Genomic DNA, 17,076 nt, shown 5'->3' with positions numbered 1-17,076 from the left:
AGGAGCGAATAATGCCTAAACGTACGGATATTAAAAGCATCTTAATTATTGGTGCTGGTCCTATTGTCATTGGTCAGGCGTGTGAGTTTGACTATTCAGGTGCGCAAGCATGTAAAGCGCTGCGTGAAGAAGGTTATCGCGTTATTCTGGTCAACTCTAACCCAGCGACCATTATGACTGACCCTTCAATGGCAGATGCAACGTATATTGAGCCAATCACTTGGCAAACTGTTGCACAAATCATTGAAAAAGAACGTCCAGATGCAGTCCTTCCAACAATGGGTGGTCAAACGGCATTGAACTGTGCCCTTGCATTAGATGAGCACGGCGTTCTTGAAAAATATAATGTTGAATTGATTGGCGCATCAAAAGACGCGATTGAAAAAGCAGAAGATCGTAAACTGTTTGATATCGCGATGCGTAAAATTGGTCTGGAATGTCCAAAAGCTGCCATTGCTGAAACAATGGAAGAGGCTTTGGCAATTCAAGCTGGTTTCGGTTTCCCTGTCATCATTCGTCCATCATTCACGATGGGTGGTTCTGGTGGTGGTATCGCTTATAACCGCGAAGAATTCCTTGAAATCTGTGAACGTGGTTTCGACCTCTCTCCTACCCACCAGTTATTGATCGATGAATCATTAATTGGCTGGAAAGAATACGAAATGGAAGTTGTTCGTGACAAAAACGACAACTGTATCATCGTATGTGCGATCGAAAACTTTGATCCAATGGGCGTTCACACTGGTGACTCAATCACCGTTGCGCCTGCGCAAACATTGACAGACAAAGAATATCAATTAATGCGTAATGCATCGGTTGCAGTTCTTCGTGAAATCGGTGTTGAAACAGGTGGTTCAAACGTTCAATTCGGTATTAACCCGAAAGACGGTCGTATGGTTGTGATCGAGATGAACCCACGTGTATCACGTTCATCTGCGCTTGCATCTAAAGCAACAGGTTTCCCGATTGCAAAAATCGCGGCGAAACTTGCAGTGGGCTACACCCTTGATGAATTGAAAAATGACATCACTGGTGGCGTAACTCCAGCATCTTTCGAACCATCGATTGACTATGTTGTTACCAAGATTCCACGTTTCAACTTCGAGAAATTCCCACAAGCTGAGCCTGTATTAACGACTCAGATGAAGTCTGTGGGCGAAGTGATGGCGATTGGTCGTAACTTCCAGGAATCTGTACAAAAAGCACTTCGTGGTCTTGAAGTTGGCGTGAGTGGTTTTGATGAAAAAATCGAAGCTGGTACTGCCAATGCCAAAGACATCATCCTAAAAGAGCTTAAAGTACCTGGCCCAGAGCGTATCTGGTATGTTGCGGACGCATTCCGTCACGGTTTCTCTTTAGATGACGTATTTGAAGCAACCAAGATTGACCGCTGGTTCCTGATCCAGATCGAAGACATCATTAAAACTGAAGCTCAAGTGAAAACTTTAGGCTTTGGTGATTTAAATGCTGACAATATCCGCTCGTTCAAACGCAAAGGTTTATCTGACCTTCGTATTGCAGACTTGATGGGTATTTCACAAAAACAATTCCGTAAACATCGTTGGAACTTGGGTGTATATCCAGTTTACAAACGTGTTGATACTTGTGCAGCAGAGTTTGAATCTGGCACTGCTTACATGTATTCAACTTACGATGAAGAATGTGAAGCAAATCCATCAAACCGTGACAAGATCATGGTGATTGGTGGTGGTCCTAACCGTATCGGTCAAGGGATCGAGTTTGACTACTGCTGTGTACACGCTGCGCTTGCAATGCGTGAAGACGGTTACGAAACAATCATGGTGAACTGTAACCCTGAAACTGTTTCAACCGACTATGACACATCTGACCGTTTATACTTCGAGCCTGTAACACTTGAAGATGTACTTGAAATCGTACGTACCGAGAAGCCTAAAGGCGTGATCGTACAGTATGGTGGTCAAACACCATTAAAATTGGCACGTGCTTTAGAAGAAGCAGGTACACCAATTATCGGTACATCTCCAGACGCGATTGACCGTGCAGAAGACCGTGAACGTTTCCAGCAAATGATCCAACGTTTACAGCTTCGTCAACCGAACAACAGCATCGTAAAATCTGCTGAAGAAGGTATTTCGGAAGCGGCTAAAGTAGGTTATCCGTTAGTTGTTCGCCCATCTTATGTATTAGGTGGTCGTGCGATGGAAATCGTGTATAACGAAGAAGAGCTTAAACGCTACCTTCGTGAAGCAGTACAAGCATCAAATGAAGCGCCTGTCCTGCTTGACCATTTCCTTGATGATGCAACTGAAGTCGATGTTGACTGTGTATCTGACGGTAAAGATGTTGTGATCGGCGGTATCATGCAGCATATTGAACAAGCTGGTATTCACTCTGGTGACTCTGCATGTTCGATTCCTCCGTACTCTCTTTCTCAAGAAGTTCAGGATGAGATGCGTCGTCAAACTGTTGCAATGGCAAAAGAGCTTGGCGTAATTGGTTTGATGAACGTTCAATTCGCAGTAAAAGGCGATGATGTTTACGTACTTGAAGTGAACCCACGTGCATCACGTACGGTTCCATTCGTATCGAAATGTATTGGTGATTCTCTAGCGAAAGTGGCTGCACGTTGTATGGCGGGCCAATCACTTAAATCTCAAGGTTTCACTAAAGAAATCATCCCAACCCATTTCGCAGTGAAAGAAGCGGTGTTCCCATTTGCTAAATTCCCTGGCGTAGATCCAATGCTTGGTCCTGAGATGAAATCAACAGGCGAAGTTATGGGTGTAGGCAAAACATTTGGTGAAGCATTCTACAAAGCAGTACTTGGTTCAAACGAACGTTTACCTGGCCTGCCAACTGAAGGCGAAGTGAAGCATGCATTCTTATCTGTTCGTGAATCAGATAAAAAATACATTGCCAACATCGCTCAACAGTTGATTGACTATGGTTTCAAACTTGTTGCGACCAATGGTACACACCGTGTATTGAAAGAAGCGGGTATCGAATGTGAAGCAGTCAATAAAGTGACCGAAGGTCGCCCACATATTGTTGACCGCTTGAAAAATGGTGAAATTCATCTTATTGTCAACACAACTGAAGGCAAACAAGCTCAGTATGATTCTGCCATGATCCGTCGTGCTGCCCTCCAAGGCAAAGTGTATTACACCACCACGATCAACGGCGCAGAAGCAGTTTGCCAAGCATTTGCTGTGAAATTGCCAATGGATGTATACCGCTTGCAAGATTTACAAACTGTAGGTTAATTCTCTACCGATAAAGTCCCGTCACCTTATCGGTGGCGGGCTTTTTCTTTTTTTAATCCTGTATTTTCCCAACCAATTTAGAGGGACTGAAATGCAACGTTATCCTATGACTCCCGAAGGCAAGGTTGCCTTAGAGAAAGAATTACAACAGCTCAAAACAGTTGATCGCCCACGTATTATCCAGGCGATTGCTGAAGCACGTGAGCACGGTGATTTAAAGGAAAATGCTGAATATCATGCTGCTCGTGAACAGCAAGGTTTCTGTGAAGGCCGTATTCAGGATATCGAAGGTAAACTCGGTGCAGTTCAAGAAATCGATGTTAGAACACTTGAGCAAAATGGTCGTGTTGTATTTGGTGTGACTGTTACCATTGAAAACCTGGATACCGAAGAACGTAAGACTTATAAAATTGTAGGCGATGACGAAGCAGATTTTAAAATCAATAAAATCTCAGTAAATTCTCCGATTGCACGTGGTCTTTTAGGTAAAAATGAAGGCGACGAAGTAAAAATTCAAACACCACAAGGTGAAGTTGAATACGAAATCGTAAGTGTTGAATATATTTAACGCTCTCGATTAAGTCTCCAAAGAACTCTTCATTTATTGAAGAGTTCTTTTGTTTCAGGCATGCTATTTTGAATGAAAATAAAAAATGAGATCACAAGTGCAGGATCGACTGATAAGTGCCTTTGTTTATGCGATTGCCGGGATTTTTTTAGGTCTTTTAATCACGGTGGCATGGGCTCATTATCTTGATAGCAATACCCATCCCGTTGCGATCATTCTAAAAACTACCTTCCTCTGTGCATTTATTGGTTTTCTATTTCCCAATCAGATTCAACGTCTGTTTACGTGGATGTGGAAATTTTTCTCTCATTAAAAAAACCACATTCACTTTAGTCGTTATAATGGCAGGGCTTTCTTCTAATTGTTATTGTTAAGATATGGATCAATTAATCAACTCTCCTGTTAAACACTGGTGTGAGTTCGAGTTTATTTCTAAGACGGTGAAAAACCCCAACATCCATATCAAGGGCAATTATTCTTATTATTCTGCTTATTGGGATCAGGGTTTTGAACGTTGTGTGGTGCGTTATCTACATGATAAGGCTTCCACACCAGAGAAACCGATTGATCAACTTTATATTGGTAATTTTGTCTGCTTTGGGGCCGAGTGCGTGATTATGATGGGTGGTAATCAACTGCATCGCCCTGACTGGATCTCAACCTTCCCCTTTGATACACGCAGCTTTCTGCCTGCTGGCGACACAGTCATTGCAGATGGTTGCTGGATTGGTAGTCGTGCCATGATCATGCAAGGGGTGAAATTGGGCGAAGGTGCTGTGGTAGCAACAGGCGCTGTGGTTACTCAGGATGTTCCACCCTATGCAATTGTTGGCGGTGTCCCAGCCAAAGTCATTAAATACCGCTTTTCTGAACAAGACATTGAAAAACTGCTTTCCCTCCAGCTTTATGATCTAGATGAAAAGCATATTTTAAAGATGAGGGAACAGTTGCAGACGGATGATGTGAAAGCACTTCTCGAATACTTTGAAAAAGATTAATCTGACTTTTTATAAATAAATCATGCTTATACCTCATGCTCTTTTTATATAAATTTCATGTAATTTTAATAAAATCGGCGCTTAACCATATTCCTATAAATAATAACTATCCCTATAAAAATGCTAGGTTTTATTCTCATCGCAACAGGTTTAGAATAGAACCATAGCTCATATATTAAGCAAATTTTATTGAATCAATTCAATGCAAAATCATAAATATAAGGAGTAACAACATGGCTTATCAAAAAATCTTGGTTGCAATCGATGACTCCGAAATTGCTGCAAATGTCATTCGTGAAGCAGCTCAACTGGCGAAAGCCTTAGACAGTGAACTGACCGTAGTTGAGGTAATGACACTCGATCCCTATCTTGCCGATGCTTATATTCGTATGGGCCAAAGCAATGATTTGATTGAACGTGTTCGTGGCTATGTTCAAGATAATTTAACCAAAGCCGAGCAAAAATTTGAAGAACATGGACTGACCGTAGCAACACAAATACTAGAAGGCTTTGCTGTACATCAGGAAATTATTGGCGCAGCGCAAAATCTGGGTGCTGACCTGATTATTATGGGTTCACATGGTCGTACTGGTTTCAAACAGTTTGTATTGGGTAGCGTGGCGCAGAAAGTTTTGGCTGAAAGCCATATTCCAGTATTAATTATTCGCTAGAAAATAAACTCTGCTGAATTGAAAAAAACATGGTAAATACTTACCATGTTTTTTCATTTTTCCTTATTGAGTTTTTAGCTCAATGGGTTTGGCTTTTTCTAAAATGTCATTCGAAATTTCATTTGTCGATACAATTGTTAATGACTGGCCATTGGCCTGAAGTTTCTCTTTATTCAGATCATTTAAAACAACATTTGTATCTTTAGTACTGAGACTATACATCGCACCTGTTGCAGGATCGATAATTAGCAAGCCAATTATCCCACCAAATAAAATATTCCCGATATACCAGCCATTCATGCTCGAAGTAACTTTGATTTCTTTCTTTTCATAGCCTTCTTTTTCAAAAATAACCGTATATCTTTCAGGAACAAAGAAACCAGCACCACGATTTAGGCTGACCGTAACAGGTGCTTTACCAACATGAATTTTTTTCCCATCACGATTTAAAATCGTGATGTCACTTAATTCAGGTGTGCTCTGAAATGTCATGGTTTGAGTTTTACCCGAAATGATGCTGGCACAACCAGATAAACTGAGAACTACAGCCCCACAAAGTAGAGAAATTTTTTTCATTTAAATACCGAAAACACTAATGTAATTTTATGTAATCGGAGTGTAAATAAACTGTAAAATAATTTCAAGATATTAATTTGGGTCTAAGTGGTGATTATTTTAAGGCTGCCAGCCAAAGGTTTTTAAACTCACCTTGCCATTCAATAAATAGATCCCCTCTTGTTCTAATAACATCTGTTGAACATTTTCACCGCGCTCATTGATTCGGGTCACACTGATTTTCCCTTGAGAATTAATGACACGATACCAAGGAATTTCACTTTGCTTGTCTAAATGCTTAAGTACATAACCGACTAAACGCGCATGTTTAGGCAAGCCCGCCAGCTTGGCAATTTGACCATAACTTGCCACTTTGCCATACGGAATCAAGGCAATCACTTCCAAGATTTGTCGATGTAGTTCATTGGTATCTTGCACAATACAACCTATAAAAATCTGCTAAAATGATAAAAATCATGCGAAAACGCTAAACACAATAATTAAAACTCTACGACTTGAGAGAACAAAAATGCGGTTAAAACTCACAGCGCTGACAGTATTATGTCTGATCTTTAGTGCGTCCTGTACAACTCAAAAATCACCTGTAAAAATCACACCTTATAAATATCATTATGGTTCTTCTGATGATCTACCCGTGGTCAATGTCAGTTTTATTTTTACCACCAATCGCCCAGAAGCCCAAGCCTTTGATACGAAACTGCAAATGTATAAAGAACTGGGGATCTTAAACCAGTATTTTGTCGATGAAGATAATCAAAAAATCTTTAAGTTCAAAATACACCGATATTATTCTTATCAGGACTTTAGTAAACGAAAATGTGATCTGGCCAATCAACTCAACCAGCCTAGAGCGTTAATTGCTGATCATATTCCTAGCGCCGTTAAAAGCTGTTTTCCCCGTCGCAAAAGCAAAGAAGTCCTCTTCATTATTTATGATTCATACGGCGATAAACTCAAATATGCCGACGTGACCAGTTGGGGTTTTAGAAATCGTGGTCAGCCTTTTATCCTGATCGACTGGGAGCGTCTGAATTATCAGATTCAAGCCGCCAGTGTGCACGAGATGGGACATGCTTTTGGCTTAAGCCATGTCTGTGCTCCTAAAGCGACCAAAGCCACACCAACCAATATTATGACCAGTTACGACTGTAAACTTGGTAGTGGTGGCTTACGTAATCTCGGCTTCACCAAAGAACAGCTCAGCATCATGCTCAATAATTACAACCGTTATCCTTAAAATTTCAGTTGTATATAAGCCCCTAATTGATCTTGTCCCAAAGTGTAATCTGCTGCGTTAAGTTGACCAGTTAAAAAATGCTGTGCCTGTTCAAACTGTGTTTCATTCACAGGATAAGGTTGCCAAAAGCTCTGTAAATTATCAGTCAAGATTGGATATAGCTGTACGCTTTGTGCCTTTAAATTAATTCGAACCACCAGCCCATATGGCAACGCCTGATATTTTTCAAACTCGCCATTGCTATTAAACACACCATTACCAATCCCGAAGATCACGGGTTTATGGTTCATCCGTTGAATAGGCTGGATGGTATGCGCCCCATGACCAATCACAAGATCAGCACCGATTTGGGTTAACACCTGCGCAAGCTTTTCCTGCTCAGAATGCGTGCTTTTAAAATCGATGCCCCAATGACAAATCACAATAATCTTATGCTGTGGATATTGCAGTCGATACTGCATGATTTGTTCAAATAGAATGGCATTGATACTCGCAACACCTGCACTCTGACCCAAGGCATAAAAATCATATTGCTGATAGGCCGTGTGCCGATGCCAATAGCCATTAAAAATCGCAACACTTTGCTGTTCATTATGGATTTGCAGGCATTGGTGGGCTTGCTGCTGATCATTGCCTGCCCCGATAAAATTGATCTCGGCTTGATCTAGCAATTCCAAAGTATGTGTGAGACTTGGTTCACCATAGTCCTTTAAATGATTATTGGCGAGGCACAAGGTATTCAAATATATCCGCTTAAATTCGTCCAGCGTCTGCTTAGGTTGTGCACCCAAAATAAAGGCTTTTTTATCTATTAATGGTGAGTTTTCATCAAGGTTGAACACGGCTTCAAAATTGGCAATATTGATGTCATCTTGGTGGAAAAAATGTTTGATCTTCTCAAAAGAATACGCATAGCCATAACGTTGTAGCGCATCCTCTAGCCCCTTATTTTTTCTTTTATTTGTATAGAACTCACCGAAATAGGTATCGCCAATAATATTGATCCATTCACTTTTTGCCTGAATCTGTTTGGCAGGCAATATCCCTGGTTCAAAATAGTGATAATAGGACACCAAATGATCAATCCGATGCAAATCATCCAAGAGATGAAAAATACCTAGACTCTGATTTTCATGGCGATAAGAGAAATAATAAGGGTGCTGCTGATGAGAGAAAATGAGAACTGCATCAAGCTGGTGACAGGTTAATACCGCACTGAATGGCGCGATCTCCCGTCCTGCAAGGTTGAATGTTTTGACAAATACCTTGTGCAATAAGGGCAAAGGCATTTCAAAAATGGCTTGTGCCAGACTTGCTAAATTTTGCAGGGTATTTTGCGCATAGAAGTCTGAATGAGGAAGCCGTAATCCAAATTGCTGAGTGGTCTGCTCGATCTGAATTTGAGCCTGCTGCCAATCTCCAAACAAAGTACAGCCAAGTGCCTGCTTATACTCAAGTGTCTGAGTAAAACTCCAATATTGCAATAGCGCTAAAACAGAAGTGTCCTGTTTCAAAAACTGCGCTTGTTGATCGCTCTGTTCAAACTGTTGCTCTATTACAATTCGATCCTCAAATTGCAAATGACCTGCGAGGATACGTTGCAAAGTCAGATAAACTAAAATCCAGTCACCACAGTCCCCTGCGATCTCAGTTTGCCAGAGCGGATGCTGAAAATTTTCATTGCCGATTTGGCTGATGATCTTGATCTCTTGAGGAAGGCTCATTTATTTCATCCTCAATAATTCAGTTTTCGAAATGCTGAACATAGGCCACATAACCAGATAGATTATGTTCCTGATCATCAATACGGACACGGAAGCGGTCATGCCGGACATAAAAGGCATTGAGGCACTTCTCAGGACATGCCATATACATGGCCACTTCAGGATAGAAAAACCCTGTGCGCTGAAAATCGCTACGAAATTCGATCAGTTTTTTTAGATCCTCAAACTGTGCTTTTGCAAATAGCTCATTCAAGCCCAGATCCCGAATCCGACATAGCATTTGATAAGCCGCCATCATCATTTCCAGCAAAGTGGCATAGGCCGTTTTACGATTGCGGATAAACACCAGATGCCTGAGGTAATTATTGATACCAAATTGAAAATATTTTTCTTCTGGACAAATTTTGGTGAGCTCATTGGTACAGTAACTCAGCCAATGATCATGATAACGATCATATTTTTGTTCGATAAAACGCTCGAACATACGCTTGACTGTGTTCAACAGCTTTTCATCGGCCTGTAGCTGATACAAACGTAACAAGGCCAAAGCTGCTTCACCATCATAATAAATAATGCGGAACTGCTCTTTCACACTATAGTCAGGATAATGAAGAACGTGCACGGTTTCCCCTGCTGCATTCACCATCGACAAAATGCCATTGGCCAAGGCTTGGGCATATCTCAGATACTGATCATCCCCTGTGATTTCCTGATATTTACTCAGCATTAAAATCGCAGCTGCATTGGCACCCAGTTTGATTTCATTGAGCTGGCTTAGATCTGTGCCATCTCGCATATAGGCCAGATCATTTTGCTTTTCGATATAAAAATGTTTTAAGGCATATTCAATGGCTGCTTGGATTTTTGCGATTTTTTGCGGTTGTGAATGGAGGACCAGTGTCTCAATCAAGGCATAGGTCGAAGTACAATGCCGCACCGTGTTATAGCTACGGATTTCACGGTCATAGGCGGGAAAAAAACCATAGATAAAACGTCCATCCGCCTGAATCTGCTGTTCAAGAAACTGGGCGTTGCCCTCAATCATCTGCGTGAAATGCTGTTTTTTGGACTCAGCTAAATAGCGGACACCATTTTCAGTGAATTGGCTGTGCAAGGGTAATAATTGACCATTTTCATAAAATACGGCATGGCTATCGAAGCTCCAAACCTGCTGGATTTGATTGAGCTGGACTGGATGCGCTTGATGCGGATATTTCTTTGAAATACTGGTATTCAGATTATCTTGATCAAAAAAGTTGGGCGTGTCATAGCTCAAGCCACGAATGATCGCCTTACCATAAAGTTCCTGCTCCAAAAAACAGATCTGGAAATCCTGATCAAAACTGATACCTTTGCGATAATGATTATTATGAAATTGGCATTTTAAGTCTTGCTCGATTTTCTGCCAGTGCTCTGACTGAATATTATAGGTCAGATCGAATTTTAAAAATTCTGCCAGTTGTCGCTGTGCCTGCAATTCTTGATCAAGAAAAACAAACAGCTCCTGTTGCGCATATTGAAACTCGGTCAAAGATGTATTCCAGACATGGCAACGTTGTGTTCTTTCACCATAAGACAAGAAAATAACCGTGTCGCTTAAACCCAAATGTTGCTGAACCTTTTCAAAGTAAGCGCTGAGTTGGTTTTTGAGTTGTTCAAGTGCTGAAATCGTCGTAATCGTCATAGATGCAGTTGTTAGAATTTTTAAGCGTTTTAAACAAGATAGCACAAATTTTTATGATCTTCTCAAAATGAAAAAGAGAACCCGAAGGTTCTCTTTTTATGCTAAAGCTTTAGGATTAGTAAATGATCTGGTTGTTATTTAACAGCGTATTCAGATCTGTTGTTACACCTTCAAGTACTAACAATGGTGTATAAGTACTGCTACCAAGAATACCAGGGTCACCATTACGATCGATTTCAATCGTTGTATTACCGCCACTTGTAGTTACGCGTAGGTATTCACTAATATTAAGCGCATTTTGATCCCCATCCAACAGATGCTGGATATCGATCTTGTCCGCCTGATCATTGTAATTCGCCGCACCTGTATTGGTGTTGCCAACAACAAAGTCTGTCCAGTGATCAACACCATTACCGCCTGTATTTGCACCATTACCAGCCGATGCAGCACTACCATTCAGGATTTGGAAGATCAAGGTATCTGATCCTGTACCAGTCGTGAAGGTATCGTTTGCAGCTGTACTGGTATAAAGCAGGTTGTAATCAGAATGAGTCAAGTCAATATTCAAGGTTGAAGTCGACTCAGTACCTGTTGCAGAAATGATCTTGTAATCAATACTATCCGCAGATGTTAAATGTGTGGTCACATTGACATCATTTGGACGGTATTCATACGCACCATTGGCTTGCATGATCAAGATACCGTTACCTGTATTAATGCTTTGTCCAACCGCATCTACATATGATCCAGCAACACTATCCCACACCTGAAGTTTGTAGCCCTCATGTGTTGGAAGTCCTGTATCTGCAACCCCACCAATATCATCTCCAAGTAACACGTTACCATTGATCCATTCAGAGCTGTATTGATCCAAATGAATCGCTGTTGTGGTGACACTTGTATCTAAGGTGGTTGCGCCTAGAGATACGCCTTGTAAAGTGTATTGAACTCGATACAGACCTGCTGCCAGATAATCAACATTATCCTGGAAGGCTACACTGCCCGCCTGAATCGTTGCCAGACTACCCAATGCAGTTTGTGAACCCGTATAGATGGTATTGGTCCATGTCAAACCGCCATCTGTACTACGTTGAATCACATAGCTGACCGTTGGCAACAAGCTCGCAAGTGGCTGAGCAGTATAGACTGCAGCGAGATCAATATTGGCTACTGTTCCAGCCGCTACTGTAAAGCTATTCGAAGTCACAGAAGTCGAACCGATGAGATTGACCGTAATATTAGGACTATCTACATCAACTGCTGCATCTCTGGCATTCGAGAAATCTGTTGTTGCGGTTGCAGTATCTGCATTCGCTGTGAATTGAACAACACCATCATTGCCCGGGTTGGCTGTATCCCAAACCACAGTTGCATCAGGTGAACCCACCTGAATATGCAATTGCGCTGTGTCCGTCGCACCCGTCAGAACATCACGAATGGTATAGGTAAAGGTATCGACTTTACCCACCGCACTCAAATCAGTGGTATTTGGTGTATAGGTGTACGAACCGTTAGCAGAGATCACCAAGGTACCGTAAGCCCCAACGATGGTTGTGTTGGTTCCAATCGTTTCAGTTGGCGCACCAGCAACTTCTGAAGTGACTGTTGAAACCTGTGTGGTCAAGGTAATTGAATCACCTGTTAACACATTGCCTTCAGCCTCAATCGCAGTATTGGTCGGTGCAACGGTATAGTCGAAGTCATCTTTCACTACACTCATGGTACCCAAGATACCGACGCCCACACCTGTGTAGACCATGAAGGCACGGTATTCGCCCTGACCTAGATCAGGTACTGTTACACCAATACCACCACTACCTAACAGACCGATGTTAAGCAATCCAGTGCTTGAACCACCATCAATGTTATGCCAAGTACCATCTGCTGCTTTTTCTTGCAGAACCACCTTGTAATCATTGAATAAAGACAGTGAAACTGTTGGTGCGTAAGAGAATGTCACATCCGCGCCATGTCCAGCCTCAATATTAAATTTCACACTCGGTGTACCCAGTAATGAAAGATTAAGGTTCTCAGACAATCCAACCAGTAACAGATAACTTGCTGAACCGACTGCAACACCCAACTGGCCTTGTGGAACAACATCAATACCCGCAGAAACCACATCATCAATCGCATCTACAGGTGTAGCCACGATATCAGCTGGTTGTGAAGGATCCGTTGGATTCCAGGTCATATCGACAGCATCACTATCAATATGGAAGTACAAGGTGGCTTGCGATGAATTCACACCATCCGTCAAGGTATAGGTAAATTGATCGACTTGGCCCACACCACTTGCATTGGCAGTTGGTTGATAGCTGTAATTACCATTTGCGTAAATCGACAATGTACCGTAGTCACCGACAATCGTTGTGACACCCGTCGCATTCACTGCATGTGCAACACCATTGAATTCAACGCTGGTGATACTACTGAAGCCTGAGGCTGTATCTGCATGTCCATTGAGACCAATGTCATGGATCACATTACCTTCCGCAGCTTCTACGCTGTAACCCGTAATGTTGGTTGCATCAAATACATCTTTCTGAACAGAAAGCGTACCCAGCAAGCTAACACCAACACCGCTACCCGCATAGGTCATAAAGGCTCTGTACTGACCTGCACCTAAACCATCTAATGTGATTGAATTACCACCAAAGGCTGCAAGGCTCAGTAAATCAGCATCGCCTGTACCATGTACAGCTACCCATTGATTCGTCGCAGTATCAAATTTCTGAACCACGAGTACATAGTCAGCAAGCAGGCTTGCATCGATTAATGCACTGTAATTAAACGTCACATCATTTAAGGTGTTGTCAGTCAAGGTAAAGCCGACGCCTTGTCCACCCAACTGGAAGTCAAAATTCTCAGTTAAGCTTACTAAGGCTAGATATAAGTAGCTGCCTACCGCAACATCGTTACCAATTTGCAGATATTCTGGATTAATCTCAGCAACTGCAAGGTCATCTACCGCAATCACTGGTGTACTGTTGCCAATCGTAAAGTCTAGACTTGCACTTGACGAGTTGCCGCCCAATGGATCTGACAACGTATAAGTGAAGTGATCCACCAGACCTAGATTTGCATTGGTATTATTCGGTGTATAGATATAATCGCCATTTGCAAATATTTGCAGTGTTCCGTATTGACCGACAATGGTTGCGCCATTGGTGAGATCAACCGTGGTTGTTACACCATTGAACGTTACAGAACCCACAACTGTGTAGCCTGTGACTGAGTCGGCATTGGTACCCACACCTAGACCCGTAATCACATTGCCTTCTGTCGCAACACCTGTGTAATCCACTAGTGTTGGATCAAAGACATCCATGGTGCCTGTCAATGTACCGAGAATACTCTTACCATATAGACCGTTATAGGTCATGAAGGCACGATATTGTCCTTCTTCCAGACCTTCAAGAACCACACCCGGAGTTGCATTCAAGCCGATACCTAACACGCTGAGGTTAAGTAAAGATGCTTCACTGCTACCCGTAATCGATTCCCAACGATTCGTTACGGTATTGAATTTCTGTACTACAAGCTGGTAATCGCCCAATGCACCTTCATTAATCAGACTGCTATATTTGAAGGTTGCTGTACCTTGCTCACCCGCAGCCACATTGAAGTTCACTGTGCTGTTCACGAATGGTAAAGGTGCTTGTAGGTTGATACCGGCCAACGATAGCAATGCAAGGTAAGTTGCGCTGCCCAGTGCACGATCATCTTCAATAAGATGCGGTTGTGCGCTAATTCCAGCATTCACGGCATCGTCTGCTGCAATAATCGTTACTGTTGCAGGTTCTGAAGGATCCGCTGGATTCCAGTTCATATCGACAACTTTACTATCGAGGTGAACATAGAAGGTCGCTTGTGAAGTGGTACCTGATGCTGGATCTCGTAAGGTGTAAGTAAACTCATCTACCTGTCCTAAACCAGCACTGTCAGGATTTGGTGTATAGGTATAGTCGCCATTTGGATAGATCACTAAAGTACCGTGATCACCTGCCACTGTAGTTGGAGAGCCAGTGATAGCAACGCCATTAATTTCACTAATCACGCTGTTCGGCGTCGCGATATCGATCGCACCATTGGTATTTGGATCAGAGATCAAGTTACCATGTGCTGCAACAACATCGTATCCAGTGATGACCGCAGGATTGTAGAGATCTACCTCACCATTCAAGGTCACACCGACTGCACCACCAACCAGACCATTGAAGGACAAGAATGCTCGATATTCGCCTTCGGTCAAGCCTGCAATTTGCGCTGTTGGTGTATTTCCTAACAAGGTCAGATTCAATAATGAACGATCGCCTGTACCATTCACTGCTTCCCATTGACCAGTCTCTTCATTGTATTTTTGCAATACAACATTGTAGTTACCGAGTGCCGATACACCAATCAAGCTGTTGAAGCTAAATGTTGCAACACCTTCTTGTCCAGCAGCGACATTGAAATCAACGGTATCCACAGTCAACAGTTGCAAGTCGACCAGATTTCCAACATTCAATAACACGCCATAGAATGCCGAATCTGTTTCTGTGCCCACCAATTGATATTGTGGATTGATTTCCACTTCAACCAAGTTGTCCGCAGCACGGATTGAATCGAACACAATATTCAGATTTGCTTCTGTCGTCGCACCTGTGACCGGATCGGTTAAGGTATAGGTGAATTGATCGGTTTGACCGACACCTGAACCATTCGCGAACGGAACATAGGTATAACTACCATCTTGATGGAAGGTAATCGTTCCATATAAACCATCGAAGCTTTCGCCATCGGCATCAATTGCATGACCATTCACAGAAGATACGATGGTTGTCGATGTAATTTGATCGACTTGTCCTGTTGGATCTGGATCAAGGATCACGTTACCTTCTGCATTGCCGACTTCATATCCGCCAGGGATCGATAGATCATAATCATCCATCGTCGCAGACAAGGTACCCAGTACACCAACACCCAATAAGCCATCGTAAGTCAAGAAGCCACGGTATTGTCCTGCTTCCAGACCTTCGAGTACGACACCTGGAACATTTCCGATGCCAAGACCGAGTAAGTGCAGACTAAGCAATGAAGCATCGCTATCGCCGTGGATAGATTCCCATTGATTCGTTGTCGTATTAAATTTTTGTACAACTAATTTATAGTCGGACAACAATGCAGCATCAATTAAGCCACTGTATTGGAAGGTCACAGTACCTTCATGGCCTGGATCTACCTCAAAGCCAAGTGAGTTACCACCAAGTTGAAGATCAATACCTGCCAATGAAGTTAACAATAGATATGAAGTACTACCTAAGCTCACATCATCTTGAACCAATGATGGTTGTGGGCTAAGGACAGCGTGTCCAATGTTGTCGTAAGCGATTAAGGTACCTGTATTCACAGTATAAGTAACATCGCTTGCCACATCCCCCACGTTACCTGCTGCATCCGTAGCCTTAACAGTAACATTAATCACTTTATCAGCATCGGCAACCAGCTCCGCACCAGCTACAGAGATACTCCATAGACCGCCCGCTTGAACTGTAGTGCTGATATCCACACCATTTACATTGACGATGACTGCATCACCAACTGTAAACTCTCCAGTGACCGTACCACTAATGGTTTGGTTCACTCCAGCTTCAGTTGAATCAACAATATTGTCTCCTGTAATCGGATCAATTGTGACCGTCGTTGTAGAACTATCTGGTGGCGTAATATCCACTGTATAGACTTGAGTATCGGTGATGTTACTGCTGTTACCTACCGCATCCGTGAAGGTTGCTGTAGCTGCGATAGTCTTGTCATTGTCAGCCAGCAAATCACTGCCCGCTACATCTGCAGTCCATGTACCCGCTGCTGCATCAATAGTTGCAGTGTAGGTCACACCATTGATGACCAAGGTCACCACCGTGGTTGCTGCATCTGCAGGGATACCGGTTAAGGTACCTGTCACAGTCACTGTGCCAGTTGATTCTGCGGCATTCAACACGTTGTCTGCAGTCACATCATCAATGGTTAAGGTTGCACCTGCTGGATTTGGTGGCGTGAGATCCACTGTTTCTGTACCTGGTACAGATGGGTTCCCTGCAGGATCGGTGGCAATTGCCGTGATGGTATCCCCATCCACCAAGCCACCTGGGTTTGGTACGGTCCATTCGCCTGTCGTTGGATCAGTCACCACATCAACGGTTGTGCCATCCGGGAAGGTTACCGTCACCGTTGAACCTGGTTCTGCTGTACCGGTGATTGGATCGGTACCATTGACCGGATCAATCTCTGGCGCTGCTGGTGCAGTCACATCCACCGTATAAGTTTGTGTGTCAGTCACTGTGCTGCTGTTGCCTGCTGCATCAGTGAAGGTGGCTGTTGTATCGAT

Annotated in this window: 11 protein-coding genes; 6 read left to right on the top strand and 5 right to left on the bottom strand. The window is 42.7% G+C overall.

The genetic code is table 11. The features are described from left to right. The first annotated feature begins 11 nt into the window (after positions 1-11). From carB to EC846_RS13400, 5 genes are all read left to right on the top strand, one after another. Positions 12-3,245 carry a carbamoyl-phosphate synthase large subunit gene (gene carB, locus EC846_RS13420; protein ID WP_123775460.1) on the top strand — a complete coding sequence of 1,078 codons (3,234 nt, stop codon included), beginning with the start codon at positions 12-14 and terminating at the stop codon, positions 3,243-3,245. A 91-nt stretch (positions 3,246-3,336) separates the two neighbouring features. Then, entirely contained in the window at positions 3,337-3,813 is a 477-nt protein-coding gene (gene greA, locus EC846_RS13415; RefSeq protein WP_005231898.1) for a transcription elongation factor GreA, read from the top strand. A gap of 97 nt (positions 3,814-3,910) precedes the next feature. Next, positions 3,911-4,126, top strand: a complete 216-nt coding sequence (locus tag EC846_RS13410) for a hypothetical protein (RefSeq protein WP_123775602.1) — start codon at positions 3,911-3,913, stop codon at positions 4,124-4,126. 64 nt (positions 4,127-4,190) lie between these two features. Then, positions 4,191-4,811, top strand: a complete 621-nt coding sequence (locus tag EC846_RS13405; protein ID WP_123775459.1) for a CatB-related O-acetyltransferase — start codon at positions 4,191-4,193, stop codon at positions 4,809-4,811. A 233-nt stretch (positions 4,812-5,044) separates the two neighbouring features. Continuing rightward, a complete protein-coding gene (locus tag EC846_RS13400) occupies positions 5,045-5,482 on the top strand; it encodes a universal stress protein (protein WP_123775458.1) in 438 nt (145 codons plus the stop codon). Positions 5,483-5,545: 63 nt separating this feature from the next. On the opposite strand, the gene EC846_RS13395 is transcribed toward EC846_RS13400, so the two are convergent. Both EC846_RS13395 and EC846_RS13390 read right to left on the bottom strand, forming a co-directional pair. Then, a complete protein-coding gene (locus tag EC846_RS13395) occupies positions 5,546-6,058 on the bottom strand; it encodes a hypothetical protein (protein ID WP_123775457.1) in 513 nt (170 codons plus the stop codon). 99 nt (positions 6,059-6,157) lie between these two features. Beyond that, on the bottom strand, positions 6,158-6,475 hold the full coding sequence (locus tag EC846_RS13390) for an MGMT family protein (RefSeq protein ID WP_004774808.1): 318 nt from the start codon (positions 6,473-6,475) through the stop codon (positions 6,158-6,160). 91 nt (positions 6,476-6,566) lie between these two features. Here EC846_RS13390 and EC846_RS13385 point away from each other — a divergent pair, with 91 nt between their 5' ends. Continuing rightward, positions 6,567-7,295, top strand: a complete 729-nt coding sequence (locus tag EC846_RS13385) for a metalloprotease (RefSeq protein WP_123775456.1) — start codon at positions 6,567-6,569, stop codon at positions 7,293-7,295. Here the strand turns inward: EC846_RS13385 and EC846_RS13380 are convergent. The 3 genes from EC846_RS13380 to EC846_RS13370 all read right to left on the bottom strand — a co-directional run. Further along, positions 7,292-9,019, bottom strand: coding sequence for a CapA family protein (locus EC846_RS13380; RefSeq protein ID WP_123775455.1), 1,728 nt, complete (start codon positions 9,017-9,019; stop codon positions 7,292-7,294). The genes EC846_RS13385 and EC846_RS13380 overlap by 4 nt on opposite strands. Positions 9,020-9,038: 19 nt before the next feature. Next, positions 9,039-10,703: a poly alpha-glucosyltransferase gene (locus EC846_RS13375; protein WP_123775454.1), complete on the bottom strand. Its 1,665-nt coding sequence runs from the start codon at positions 10,701-10,703 to the stop codon at positions 9,039-9,041. 115 nt (positions 10,704-10,818) lie between these two features. Next, positions 10,819-17,076, bottom strand: a 6,258-nt coding sequence (locus tag EC846_RS13370) for a BapA/Bap/LapF family large adhesin (protein ID WP_213071317.1), incomplete at its 5' end; no start/stop codon positions are given.

The sequence above is a fragment of the Acinetobacter sp. BIGb0102 genome (assembly GCF_003815055.1).
Lineage (GTDB): Bacteria > Pseudomonadota > Gammaproteobacteria > Pseudomonadales > Moraxellaceae > Acinetobacter > Acinetobacter vivianii.
This window is presented reverse-complemented; position numbering and strand designations above follow the sequence as displayed.